Genomic DNA, 12,534 nt, shown 5'->3' on the forward strand with positions numbered 1-12,534 from the left:
AACCCTCTCCCCTCCAGGGAAGAGGGTTGGGAGAGGGGCCGTGCCGCACGGACGCCGCTCTCCGACGCCCCCTCTCCCCGACCCTCTCCCCTGAAGGGGAGAGGGAGAGAAGAAAGAAGCCATGACCACCGCCACTGCCTCCACCGTCTTCATCAACATCGGCGAACGCACCAACGTCACCGGGTCGGCTGCGTTCAAGAAGCTGATCATGGCGGGGGATTATGCCAAGGCGGTCGAGGTCGCGCGGCAACAGGTGGAAAACGGCGCGCAGATCATCGACGTCAACATGGACGAGGGGCTGCTCGACGCGGTCGAGGCGATGACCACGTTCCTGAAGCTGATCACCGCCGAACCGGACATTGCCCGCGTGCCCGTGATGATCGATTCGTCGAAGTGGGAGGTGATCGAGGCGGGCCTGAAATGCGTGTCGGGCAAGCCGATCGTCAATTCGATCAGCATGAAGGAAGGCGAGGGGCCGTTCCTGGACCATGCCCGCAAGTGCATGGCCTATGGCGCGGCGGTCGTCGTCATGGCGTTCGACGAGGTGGGACAGGCGGACACAAAGGCGCGCAAGGTCGAAATCTGCGAGCGGGCCTACACGCTGCTGACCGGCATCGGTTTCCCGCCCGAGGACATCATCTTCGACCCCAATGTGTTCGCCGTGGCGACGGGGATCGAGGAGCATAACAACTATGCCGTCGATTTCATCGAGGCGACGCGCGAGATCCGCAGGCGTTGCCCGCATGTCCACATCTCCGGCGGCCTGTCCAACCTGTCGTTCAGTTTCCGCGGGAACGAGCCGGTGCGCCGGGCGATGCACAGCGTGTTCCTGTACCACGCCATCCCGGCGGGCATGGACATGGCGATCGTCAATGCCGGCCAGCTGGACGTGTACGACACCATCGATCCCGAGCTGCGCAAGGCGTGCGAGGATGTGGTGATGAACACCGATCCGGAGGCTGGCGAGCGGCTGGTCGCGCTGGCCGAGAAATATCGCGGCACCGATGCGGCGACGGAAAAGGCCGCCGCCGAATGGCGCGGCTGGCCGGTGGTCAAGCGGCTGGAGCATGCGCTGGTCAAGGGCATCGACATGTATGTCGTCGATGATACCGAGGAAGCGCGGCAGGAAATCTTTGCCCGCGGCGGCCGCCCGATCGAGGTGATCGAAGGCCCGTTGATGGAGGGGATGAACGTCGTCGGCGACCTGTTCGGCTCCGGCAAGATGTTCCTGCCGCAAGTCGTCAAATCCGCCCGCGTGATGAAAAAGGCGGTCGCCCATCTGCTCCCCTATATCGAGGCGGAAAAGGCCGAGGGGGACAGCAAGGGCAAGGGCCGCGTCATCATGGCGACGGTCAAGGGCGATGTTCACGATATCGGCAAGAACATCGTCGGCGTCGTGCTGCAATGCAACGGGTTCGAGGTCGTCGACTTGGGCGTCATGGTCCCCTGGACGAAGATCCTGGAGGCGGCGAACGAGAATGATGCCGACATGATCGGCCTGTCCGGCCTGATCACGCCCAGCCTGGACGAGATGGTGACGGTGGCGGAGGAGATGCAGCGCGCGGGCATGACCATGCCGTTGCTGATCGGCGGCGCCACCACGTCGAAGGTGCATACCGCGCTGAAGATCGCGCCCGCCTATACCGGCCCGGTCGTCCATGTCCTCGACGCCAGCCGCGCGGTCGGCGTTGCCACCACGCTGGTTTCTGACACGATCCGCGACGATTACGTGACCAAGGTTGCGGCGGAATATGAGGCGGTGCGCGCCGCCCGCGCGGGCAAGGGGCAGAGCGAGCTGGTGTCGCTGGACACGGCCCGCGCCAATGCGTTCGAGGCGGACATGAGCCTCAAGCCGCGCAAGCCCATCCTGCCGGGCGTGCACCGCTTTCCCGACTGGGATCTGGCGGACCTGCGCGACTATATCGACTGGACGCCGTTTTTCCGCGCGTGGGAACTGCACGGCAATTATCCCGCGATCCTGACCGATACGGTGGTCGGCGAAAGCGCGTCGTCGCTGTTCGCCGATGCGCAACGGATGCTGGACCGGATCGTTTCGGAACGCTGGCTGACCGCGCGCGGCGTCGTCGGCCTGTGGCCCTGTGCGCGGGAGGAGGACGATGTGGTCGTCCATATGGACGATGAAAGCCATGTCCGCCTGCCGTTCCTGCGGCAACAGATCGCCAAGCGCGAAGGGCGCGCAAACATGTGCCTTGCCGATTTCATCGACCGCGACGGTGACTGGATCGGCGGCTTTGCGGTGTCGATTCACGGCATCGAACCGCATCTGGCGCGGTTCAAGGCGGCGGTGGACGATTATTCCGACATCCTGCTGAAGGCATTGGCCGACCGGTTCGCAGAGGCGTTTGCCGAGCGGCTGCACCAATATGTCCGCAAGTCCCTGTGGGGCTATGCCGAGGGCGAACAGCTCGACAATGCCGCGCTGATCCGCGAGCAATATCGCGGCATCCGGCCCGCACCCGGCTATCCCGCCTGCCCGGACCACAGCCTGAAACCGATCCTGTTCAAGATGCTGGACGCGCACCACGCGACGGGCGTTTCGCTGACCGAAAGTTTCGCCATGCTGCCGACCGCGGCGGTCAGCGGCTTTTACTTCGGCCACCCCGACGCCGCCTATTTCGGCGTCGCCCGCGTCGGCAAGGATCAGGTCGAGGACTACGCCGCCCGCCGCGGGGTGGACCTCGCCACGGCGGAACGCTGGCTGCGCCCTAACTTGGATTGAGCCCTCACCAGGTGGCCCGCTCCCACCACACGGCCACCCCCCACCGTCGCCCCGTGCTTGACACGGGGCTAGGCTTTTCTTCCGCTCGCGTTGGCGCGATCGTCGGCGGATGAAGAAGGGTGGATGGCTTTACATCATGGCGAACCGCTATCGCGGCGGGATGTATGTCGGTGTGACTGCAGACGCACTCGCCCGCATCCACCAGCACCGTGAGGGCACGGGTTCGCGCTGATCGAGGCCGACAATCCCGAATGGGACGATCTTTGGGAGCAAAGGTTCACACCCGGCGCGCCGCAAGACTAGCCAAGCCCCGTGTCAAGCACGGGGCGACGATGAAAAGGTATGGCCGCAATGGGGCCGAAAGCCGCCGGGGGGGGCGTCAACCGCTGGCCCGTAGCCATGCCCCCGCCGCCGCAGAAAACCCCTGTCCTACACGCCGCCGGTCATGCTTCATCCTGTCCGCATGGATCAGCCCACATCCCCCGCATCGCCGCGCGTCCGCGCGCATTGGACCCCGGCCAGACAGCGCATCTTCCTGACCGCCCTTGCCGAAACCGGCAGCATTGCCCGCGCCGCGCGGGCGGCGGGGATGTCGCGGTCCAGCGCGCACCGGCTGCGGCTCAGGCTGGCGGGCACGCCGTTCGACCGGCTGTGGGACCGGGCGCTTGCGGTCAACGCGGCCCGGCTCGCGGATCCCTTTGCCGAGATGCGGGGCGCGTCCGGCGCCGCCCTGCCGCCTGATCGTGGCCACCCCGCGGCATGATTGTCGCGCATCCGCCGCGGTCCGGTTGCGCGCCTGTGACGGGGCCGACGCGGCCCGGTAGCGCACGTGTCGCGTCGCGGGCACCTTCCGGTCGCTTCCCCGGCGAATCCGGCAAAATCATGCCCGAATGCGTCAAGACTGTCCGGTCTCGTCGTATCACGCATCTTGCCCCGACCCGCCGGATCGGCCAGCGTGAGACGGGCAAGCATTTCGGGGGAGCCAATGGCCGATACCGTCACCAGTGACGACACGACACCGCGTGAGCCGAGCGCGAAGGAAATCCGCACGGTCATCACCGCGTCCTCGCTGGGCACCGCGTTCGAATGGTATGACTTCTTCATCTATGGCACGCTGGCTGCGTCCGGGATCATCGGGCGCACCTTCTTTCCCGGCGGGAACGAGGTGCTGCAGACGCTGCTCGCCTGGGCCGGATTTGCCGTGGGATTCGGGTTCCGGCCGCTGGGCGCGGTGCTGTTCGGATTTCTGGGCGACAAGCTGGGCCGCAAATACACGTTTCTGGTGACGATCACGCTGATGGGCATTGCCACGGCGGGCGTCGGGCTGGTCCCCAGCTATGCCGCGATCGGGGTTGCGGCGCCCGTCATCATCATCCTGCTGCGCATCGCACAGGGGCTGGCGCTGGGCGGGGAATATGGCGGGGCCGCCATCTATGTCGCCGAACATTCGCCGCCGGGCAAAAGCGGCTACCACACCAGCTTCATCCAGGCATCGGTGGCGGGCGGTTTCATCCTGAGCCTGATCGTCGTGCTGGGGTTCAAATCGTCGATGAGCGCCGAAGTCTGGAACGACTGGGGCTGGCGCGCGCCGTTCCTGTTTTCGCTGCTGCTGCTGGCCATTTCGCTGTGGATGCGGGTGAAGCTGTCGGAAAGCCCGGTGTTCAAGGCGATGAAGGCGGCCGGCCAGACGGCGAAGAACCCGTTCATCGAAAGCTTTACCTATCCCGGCAACTGGAAGCGGCTGTTCGTTGCGCTGTTCGGCATTGCCGCCGGTCTGACCGTGATCTGGTACACCGCGATGTTCAGCGTATTGAGCTTCCTTCAGGGGCCGATGCGGGTGGATGAGACGACGGCGCAGCTGATCGTCGGCGCGGGCGCACTGTGCGGCCTGTTCTGGTTCGTGTTTTTCGGCCGCCTGTCCGATCGGGTGGGGCGAAAGGCGCCGATCGTCACCGGTTATGCCGCCACGCTGATCCTGCTGTTCCCGATTTTCTGGACCATCGGCCATGCCGCCAATCCCGGCCTTGCCTATGCCGCCGACCGGGCGCCGGTGGTGGTGACGGGTCCGGCCTGCGGGTTCGACCCGTTTGCAGCGACACAGAAGGATGCGTGCGGCCGCATCCTCGACCATCTGTCGAAACGGGGGGTCAGCTATACCACGGTGCGGGCACCGGCCGTGACGATGGCGGTGGGGGGCATTCCTGTCGGTTCGCTGGAGCCGGCCGCGATCGACGCGGCGCTGGAACATGCCGGATACCGGCTGGACCGGGTGGTGCCGTCGCCGCGCAATATCGGCATTATCCTGATCGCGATTCTGGCGCTGTCCATGCTGGCCGGGGCGACATTCGGCCCGGTCGCGGCACTGCTGTCCGAGATGTTCCCGCCGCGCATCCGCTATTCGTCCATGTCGATCCCCTATCATATCGGCACGGGCTATTTCGGGGGTTTCCTGCCCTTTATCAGCGCGTACATGGTTGCCCGGTCGGGCAATCCCTATGCCGGGTTGTGGTACACCGTCGCCGTCGTGGCGATGGCACTGCTGGTCTCGCTCTGGGGCCTGAAAAGCGGTCGGCCGGAGCCGCTGAAGGATTGAGCGCGGCGGCAAAGCGGGATAGCGCGGCGCGGGCATGACCATCGAACCGCCCCCGCCGCCGCTGCGCCTGATCCTGGACAGCGATGCCCTGGCCGCCAACTGGCGGACCCTGGCGGCGCGGCACCCGGCTGCGGCCTGCGGCGCGGCGGTCAAGGCGGACGGCTATGGCCTTGGCGCGCGCGAGGTGGTGCGCCGCCTGACCACCACCGGATGCCGCGATTTCCTTGTGGCCACCTGGGCCGAGGCGCTGGCGATTGCCGACCTGGCCCCCTCGGTCGCGGTGCTGCACGGGGTCCGGTCGGCAGACATGGCGGTGGCTGCAGCGGCTCCTGCCCATCTGAGGCCCGTGCTGAACAGCGCCGAACAGGTCGCCCGTTGGCGGCAGGGCGGCGGGGGACGGCCATGCGACCTGATGGTCGATACCGGTATGAACCGGCTGGGCGTGGCGGCGGGCGATGCGGCCGCGCTGGCCGAGGGGCTGGCGCTGGACACGCTGATGAGCCATCTGGCCTGTGCCGACGAGGTGCATCCGCTGAACCAGCGTCAGCTGGATGCGATGACCGGGCTGCGCGGTGCGGTGGCGGCCCGCCGGTACAGCCTGGCGAACAGTGCGGGCATCTTTCTTGGCCCCGAATATGGCTTCGATCTGACGCGGCCCGGCCTGTCGCTCTATGGCGGCATCCCCTGCGCGGAGGCTGAAGCAGCCATCCGCCCCGTCGCCCGGCTGGAGGCAGAGGTGCTGCAGGTCCGCGGGATCGGGGCAGGGGAAAGCGTGGGGTATAACGCCACCTTTATCGCGCCCGCGCCGATGCGTCTGGCGACGCTGAACATCGGATATGCCGATGGCTATGGCCGCGGCTTTTCCGGCGTCGGGGCGGCGATCGGGCCGGACGGTCGGCGGCTGGCGGTGCTGGGCCGGGTGTCGATGGACCTGTTGATCGTCGATGTGACCGATGCCGGGGACGTGGGCGAGGGCGACTGGCTGACCGTCGATTACGACCTGGTCAGCGCGGCCGCGGCATCGGGCCGGTCGCAATATGAGCTGCTGACCGGGCTGGGCCAGCGCATGGCGCGCCACTGGCGCTGATTTTCATCGCCGATGGACATGTTCGGTTCATCGGATTTGCGGTACAGTTCGGCATGATTTGACGAGGGAGTTACGCCCATGTCCCGCCGAATGACATTGATCGCCGCCCTGCCGCTGGCACTGACCGCCGCCACGCTCCCCGCCGAGGACAAGCCCACGGGCGAGGCCGCGCTGGCCAAGGCCGTCGAGGGGCGCGAGGCCGGCAAGCCGATCAGCTGTGTGTCGATGTCGCAGCTGCGCGGATCGGATTCGATCCGGGGCACTGCCATCGTCTATCGCTCTGCCGGGTCGACGCTGTACGTCAACCGGCCCAAGGGCGGATCGTCGGAGCAGCTGGATCGCGACACGATCCTGGTCACGCAAACGCCCACTGGTCAGCTTTGCCGCAACGATGTCGTCAATCTGGTCGACCGGATGACGGGGTTTCAGCGTGGTTTCGTGATCCTGGGCGATTTCGTGCCGTACAAGCGGGTGCCCAAGGCGAGCTGATCCCCGCGCTGGTCCGCCGCGAGGACGCGGTTCAGCGGATCGGCTTTCCGCTGTCGCGCCAGCGGGGCAGGATCTGATCATCCGCCGGGGGCGGCGCGGTCGCCGGGCTTGCGGCAGGGGCGGGCGCGCCGATCGCACTGCCCGATTGCGACCAGCGCGGCTGAATCCCCTGAAGATCCGCAGCGGGCGGCAGGGCGGGCGGTGTCACCGCGGTCGTGGCGGCCGGCGCATTGGCGGGTGCCGGGGTTGCCAGCGGGGCGACACTGAGGTCCGCCATCACGGTCAGTGCCACCGGCCGATGCGGCCCCGGCACCGGTTCGCCGCCGGCATAGCTGCTGCGGAAAGCACCGGGCGTTCCCCAATACCCCTTCCACCGGTGAAAGAAGTGCGCGCCGAACACGCCAGTCATCACAAGACTGCTCGCCCAATAGGGTTTGACGGCATAGGTGTGGTAATGCGTGGCGTGGCCGACCGCCGCCATGACATGGCCGTCAAGCGCCCGCTGTGCCGTGCGGCGGGCGCGGTCCCATGCCGATGCGACCGGGCGGCGCGCCATGGCCCCGTCGCAGGCAAAGCTGAACTGGCATCCGGCGCGTTCCGACCCCTGATACACCACGCCGCACACCGTGTTCGGAAAGGCGGGATGGCGTACCCGGTTCAGGATCACCTGAGCCACGGCGGCCTGTCCGTCGGCGGGTTCGTTCGCGGCCTCGTAATAGATGGCGGTGGTCAGGCATTGCAGCGCGCGGGCCCGGTCGGATTCGCTGCCCGTCAGGATGAAGGGCGGGGCGGGCCGCACCGTGCCGTCGCCGGCCAATGCGGCGAGCGCGCCCGGATCCTGTGCAGGGATCGGCAGATCGGGCAGGGCGATGGTCCCGGTGACGCCTGGGGCGATGGCATCGCCATCCTCGATCGACAACAGCAGCGCCGCGCCGGGGAAATGATCGTCCGCCTCATACCCGCTGGGCAGGCGTTCGGGGGGGGCGGGCGGCGTTGCCTGCTTCATCGAGACATAGCCGGCATGGCCCGAAAACCCGGCGCCGATCATCGACACCAGGATCGCGGCCAGCACGCCGCGCGATTGCAGGACAGGCCAACGCCGCTGGATCACGGCCCCCTGATACCGGATGCAGGTTGCGCTTTCCCTACCCGATTTTCGCCTGTCCCACGCTGTTACAGCTTATGGTTAAGGCAAGGATTGCGATGCGGGGCGACGCCGTGCCATCGCTGCCAGTGGGCTTGACCCGCCCTGCCGCGCCCGCGATCAACAGGGCATGGACGCCCCCGCCGCATTGCCGCCCCGCCGCCGCGTTTCGACCCGCATCAGCGCGCTCTATGGCGCGGGTGCGATCGCCTATGGCGTCAAGGATTTCTGTTTCTCCACCTTTCTGCTGCTGTTCTACAATCAGGTGCTGGGCCTATCGGCGGCGCAGGTGGGGCTGGTAATCGGCGGCGCGCTCATCATCGATGCCTTTGTCGATCCCGCGATCGGGTTCTTGTCCGATCGCACGCGCAGCCGCTGGGGACGGCGGCATCCATGGATGTATGGCGCGGCGCTGCCGATCGGGCTGGGCTGGCTGCTCCTTTGGAATCCGCCGGAATGGGGCGCCGGTGCGCTGCTCGGCTGGCTGTTCGTCATGGCCGTGCTCGTCCGCACTGCCGTATCGGCCTATGAGGTGCCAAGCCAGGCGCTGAGCCCTGAACTGACCGCCGATTATGACGACCGCACCCGCATCATGGCCTATCGCTACGTGTTCGGCTGGGGCGGCGGACTGGGGATGCTGATCCTGACCTATGGCGTGTTCCTGAGCGGGCCAGAGGGGGTGCTGGACCGGGCGGGCTATGTCGGATTTTCGGTTGCCGGGGCCGCGCTGATCGTCGGGGCGATCCTGATTTCGGCGCTGGGCACGCACCGGGAAATCGCCCGATTGCCGAGGTCGCCGATCGTGCGCCAGTCGCTGGCCGGATATCTGCGCGAAATGGGGGACAGCCTGAACAACCGGGCGTTCCTGATCCTGATGGCGGGCGGCCTGTTCTATTATGTGGCGCAGGGCGTCAGTTTCGGCCTGTCCAATTACCTGTATGTCCATGTGTGGCGCATGGCGGGCAGCGATTTCACCTGGCTGGGGCTGGTCCTGCTGGCCGGCGCTGTCGCCGCGTTCGCGGTCGCGCCCTGGCTGGGGCGGGCGCTGGGCAAGCCCAAGGCGGCGATGCTGATGCTGATCGGGGCGGCGGCGCTGAACGGTGCGCCTTATTGGTTGCGGCTTGCCGGGATGTTTCCCGAACCGGGCGATGCGGCCATGATGCCGACGCTGTATCTTGTCTATTTCATCAACGGCGCGTGCGGGGTCAGCTCGACCATCCTCCTGGCATCCATGCTGGCGGATGTTGTCGAACACTCCGAAGCACGCACCGGCCACCGGTCCGAAGGGCTGTTCTTTGCCGGGCTGTTCTTCATCCAGAAATGCACCAGCGGCATCGGCATTGCGCTGGTGGGCGCGATCCTGTCGTGGATCGCGTTTCCGACAGGGGCCGCGCCGGGCACGGTGCCGGTACCGGTCATTGACCGGCTGACCATCGCCTTTGCCGCCATCTACCTTAGCCTGGGGGTGACGGGTGCGCTGTGCTATCGCGCCTTTCCGTTCGGGCGCAAGGAGCATGACGACCGCATCGCCCGGCTGGCGCAGGCGACGCCGCCACAGGGATGACGTCGATGCGGTCCCGGCGGGAACGGTGGATCGCGCTGGCCGGATCGGCGGCGGCGGTCGGCGGGATCATCGCGGTGCTGCTGATCGGACTGAGCGTAACGACGGGCGTGCGGATCGATTCGGCGCTGGATGTTTTCGACATCAGCGTGCCGCCGCCCCCGCCGCCGCCCGAACCGGCCCCAAGGCCAGCGGCAAGCGAACGGGAAGCGGGCGCGGCCGCTCCACCCGCCCTGAAGGCGCGGCCAAAGCCGGTGACTGCCCCGCCAGTTCCGCCGCGCAAGCCGCCGCCGCTGGCCGCCCCGCCGGTTGCGGCCGATGGCACAGCGGCGCGGGCCGGGGCCAGTGAGCGGCCGGGACCGGGCACCGGGGCGGGCGGGTCCGGCAGCGGCCTTGGCAGTGGCGGCGCGGGCGATGGCACGGGTGGCGGCGCGATGCGGGCAAGGCGCGTGCGCGGCAGCATCAGCAACCGGGATTATCCGCCCAGCGCCTATCGCGCGGGTGCGGGCGGTCGGGTGATCGTGACGTTGACGGTGGCGGCGGACGGGCGCGTTACCGGATGCCTGATCGCGCGATCCAGCGGCAACGCCGCACTGGACGAGGCGACGTGTTCCCTCGCGCGCAAGCGGTTCCGCTATACCCCGGCGCGTGATGCGTCAGGCAAGCCGGTGGAAAGTCAGGCGGGATACCGGCAGGACTGGTGGCTGGAAGGTCAGGCGCCGCCTGCACCCTGACCCTGCAACGGGGCCACCGCACAAAGGAAAGGGGCGGCGGAACCTGCGTTCCACCGCCCCCGTCCGTAACCGATCGGTCGAACCGATTAGTTGGCAGCAGCCATCGTGCTGGACACGTTGTTGAACGTGGTCTTCAGCTCGTTGCCCAGGCCCTGCATCGCGGCGATCGCGGCAACCGCGATCAGAGCGGCGATCAGGCCGTATTCAATGGCGGTGGCGGCCTTCTTGTTCTTCAGGAACGTGCGAATCTTCATCATTTCCGGTCTCCAAGGGTTGAAAACGTCTTCAATTACCCGGCTTTCCCGGGTTTGCCCCCGGATCAGCCCGTCCATGTAAGCGGTGCAGGGTTGACAAATATTTAAGCGCCCACACGATTTTCGAAGGATGGATCAGCGTGCGCGTTCGACCTTGTTCGCAACATCGTTCCACATCGACGTCGTTTCGCTGGCCAGCGATTGCAGCGCGCCGATGATGGCGATCACCACCAGCGATACAATCAGGCCATATTCGATTGCGGTGCCGCCCCGCCGGTTTCTGGCGAAGCGGCGGATCGCTTTGACAAGGTTCGCAAACACCGCAATCTCCCATCCGACGACATGAAAATTACCAAGACGGGGTTAATGAATTGCTGATGGGCGCGAGCGAAAATACCGCGAATTTGCTGATCGTTACGGCTGCAGCAATGATCGATGCCGATGGCCGCGTGCTGGTGCAGCAACGCCCGCCGGGCAAGCCGATGGCGGGGTTGTGGGAGTTTCCGGGCGGAAAGGTTGAGGCGGGCGAAACGCCGGAACGGGCGCTGATCCGCGAATTGCACGAGGAACTGGGCGTGACTGTGGATCATAGCTGCCTGGCCCCGGCGGTGTTCGCCAGTGAGCCGCTCGGCGACCGGCACCTGTTGCTGCTGGTCTATGCGCTGCGCAAATGGTCGGGCGTGCCGACGGCGCGCCATGCGACTGCGCTGGCGTGGAGGCGGCCGATCGAGCTTCATGCGCTGGAGATGCCACCGGCGGACCGGCCGCTGATCGGCCTATTGGAACTGCTGATCTGACAGTCAGTAAAAGCGGCTGAGCACCAGTTGCCGTTCGCCGCCATCGCACAGGCCGATCGACAGCGACCTGCCCGGCATTCCCGCAAGGACGGACAGGTCGGCGCGCTGCGCCCCCGCGCCGTCGATCGAACAGATCGCGTCGTCCGCGCGAAAGCCGCTGCGTTCCGCCGGGCTGCCGCGCATGACGTGAAGGACGGTCAGTCGCTCGCCCGTCCGGCCGAGCAACAGGCCGCTGGTCGAGCGCAGCGGGCTGGTGTCGGGTTCGGTCCGCGCCAGCACCATGCGCCCGGCACCGGGATCGAGCAGCAGGCGATATCGCTGCATCAGCCCCGCGCCGATCCGTCCGGTCAGGCCGCGACTGGCGGTATAGCCCCCCTCCGGCTCGATCCGCGCCTCGATCTGGCGGATGGCCTGTCCGGCAAGGTCGATGCGGTCGATGATCGCCAGTCCCGTCGCCACGCGCCCGCCCGCGCCCCATCCGATCGTCGTCGACAGGCCGTCATGGCGAAAGCCGCCCGCTTGCCACGCCGCCTGAGTGAGCGTCAGCGCCGCGCCATCGCCGGTATCCATCAGCACCGCGCCAAGCCGGGTCCCGGCCAGCGCAAGTTCGGCGACATAGCCCGCGCGCAGCGGCGCGATCAGGCCGGGAAAGGCCAGCCGCCCGCTGGGCAGCAGTCGGAACCGCCGGGCAGCAAAATCGAGGTCAAGGGCATGGCGGCCCAGAATATCGGCGCCCAGGATCATGTGGACCGGCGCGCCATTGCCGCTGGCACTGGCGGGCAGGGGCAGCACGGCCAGCCGCTGACGGGCCAGCACCTGCGTGCCGATGGTGATGGGCTGCGGGCGGCTCCAGCGGATTGACACAGTGCCGCCAATGGCGTTTGCCCGACCCGCCGCGCCAAGCGGCAGGCCGATTTGCGCGGCGAACCGCTGATCGATCACGCTGTGGCTGGCCCCGGTATCGAGCAGCGCAGTGACCGGATGGCCGGCGACGGTCATTTCAAAGGCGATCTGGTTGCCGGGCGTGCGCTGAAAATCAATCCAGCCGCTGTCCTGCGCCCGGGCGGGTGCTATGGTGAGGAACAGCAGGGCAAGGGCAAGGATCAGCCGCATGGCCGGATGCTAGGTCAGGCGA

Annotated in this window: 12 protein-coding genes and 1 pseudogene; 9 read left to right on the forward strand and 4 right to left on the reverse strand. The window is 67.2% G+C overall.

What is annotated here, in order from left to right; all coding sequences use genetic code 11:
* Window positions 1–121: 121 nt before the first annotated feature.
* The 6 genes and pseudogenes from metH (at window position 122) to ACNI3Q_RS09240 (ending at window position 6,909) form a co-directional block, all read left to right on the forward strand.
* On the forward strand, window positions 122–2,740 hold the full coding sequence (gene metH, locus ACNI3Q_RS09215) for a methionine synthase (RefSeq protein WP_426276006.1): 2,619 nt from the start codon (window positions 122–124) through the stop codon (window positions 2,738–2,740).
* A gap of 109 nt (window positions 2,741–2,849) precedes the next feature.
* Window positions 2,850–2,966: pseudogene (locus tag ACNI3Q_RS09220) on the forward strand (GIY-YIG nuclease family protein); the annotation flags it as partial.
* Window positions 2,967–3,203: 237 nt separating this feature from the next.
* Window positions 3,204–3,503, forward strand: a complete 300-nt coding sequence (locus ACNI3Q_RS09225; protein WP_426276008.1) for a LysR family transcriptional regulator — start codon at window positions 3,204–3,206, stop codon at window positions 3,501–3,503.
* 222 nt (window positions 3,504–3,725) lie between these two features.
* A complete protein-coding gene (locus ACNI3Q_RS09230; RefSeq protein WP_426276010.1) occupies window positions 3,726–5,333 on the forward strand; it encodes an MFS transporter in 1,608 nt (535 codons plus the stop codon).
* A gap of 34 nt (window positions 5,334–5,367) precedes the next feature.
* Entirely contained in the window at window positions 5,368–6,420 is a 1,053-nt protein-coding gene (gene alr, locus ACNI3Q_RS09235) for an alanine racemase (RefSeq protein ID WP_426276012.1), read from the forward strand.
* A gap of 78 nt (window positions 6,421–6,498) precedes the next feature.
* Window positions 6,499–6,909 carry a hypothetical protein gene (locus ACNI3Q_RS09240; RefSeq protein ID WP_426276014.1) on the forward strand — a complete coding sequence of 137 codons (411 nt, stop codon included), beginning with the start codon at window positions 6,499–6,501 and terminating at the stop codon, window positions 6,907–6,909.
* Between the two features lie 31 nt (window positions 6,910–6,940).
* On the opposite strand, the gene ACNI3Q_RS09245 is transcribed toward ACNI3Q_RS09240, so the two are convergent.
* Window positions 6,941–8,020 carry a cell wall hydrolase gene (locus tag ACNI3Q_RS09245; protein ID WP_426276016.1) on the reverse strand — a complete coding sequence of 360 codons (1,080 nt, stop codon included), beginning with the start codon at window positions 8,018–8,020 and terminating at the stop codon, window positions 6,941–6,943.
* Between the two features lie 163 nt (window positions 8,021–8,183).
* Here ACNI3Q_RS09245 and ACNI3Q_RS09250 point away from each other — a divergent pair, with 163 nt between their 5' ends.
* Together ACNI3Q_RS09250 and ACNI3Q_RS09255 are read left to right on the forward strand one after the other, a co-directional pair.
* Entirely contained in the window at window positions 8,184–9,617 is a 1,434-nt protein-coding gene (locus ACNI3Q_RS09250) for an MFS transporter (RefSeq protein ID WP_426276017.1), read from the forward strand.
* Window positions 9,618–9,622: 5 nt separating this feature from the next.
* On the forward strand, window positions 9,623–10,348 hold the full coding sequence (locus ACNI3Q_RS09255; RefSeq protein WP_426276019.1) for an energy transducer TonB: 726 nt from the start codon (window positions 9,623–9,625) through the stop codon (window positions 10,346–10,348).
* Between the two features lie 86 nt (window positions 10,349–10,434).
* Here ACNI3Q_RS09255 and ACNI3Q_RS09260 read toward each other — a convergent pair whose 3' ends face one another.
* Together ACNI3Q_RS09260 and ACNI3Q_RS09265 are read right to left on the reverse strand one after the other, a co-directional pair.
* Window positions 10,435–10,605 (reverse strand): Flp family type IVb pilin, encoded by a 171-nt coding sequence (locus tag ACNI3Q_RS09260; RefSeq protein ID WP_260022383.1) that lies wholly within the window; start codon window positions 10,603–10,605, stop codon window positions 10,435–10,437.
* A gap of 132 nt (window positions 10,606–10,737) precedes the next feature.
* Entirely contained in the window at window positions 10,738–10,923 is a 186-nt protein-coding gene (locus ACNI3Q_RS09265; protein WP_260021914.1) for a Flp family type IVb pilin, read from the reverse strand.
* A 56-nt stretch (window positions 10,924–10,979) separates the two neighbouring features.
* Here ACNI3Q_RS09265 and ACNI3Q_RS09270 point away from each other — a divergent pair, with 56 nt between their 5' ends.
* Window positions 10,980–11,399, forward strand: a complete 420-nt coding sequence (locus ACNI3Q_RS09270) for a (deoxy)nucleoside triphosphate pyrophosphohydrolase (RefSeq protein WP_426276022.1) — start codon at window positions 10,980–10,982, stop codon at window positions 11,397–11,399.
* A gap of 3 nt (window positions 11,400–11,402) precedes the next feature.
* Here ACNI3Q_RS09270 and ACNI3Q_RS09275 read toward each other — a convergent pair whose 3' ends face one another.
* Entirely contained in the window at window positions 11,403–12,512 is a 1,110-nt protein-coding gene (locus tag ACNI3Q_RS09275) for a retropepsin-like aspartic protease (RefSeq protein WP_426276024.1), read from the reverse strand.
* Between the last annotated feature and the right edge of the window lie 22 nt (window positions 12,513–12,534).

Origin of the sequence: Sphingomonas eleionomae (genome assembly GCF_049889035.1) — a bacterium.
In the GTDB taxonomy this organism is placed as follows: domain Bacteria; phylum Pseudomonadota; class Alphaproteobacteria; order Sphingomonadales; family Sphingomonadaceae; genus Sphingomonas.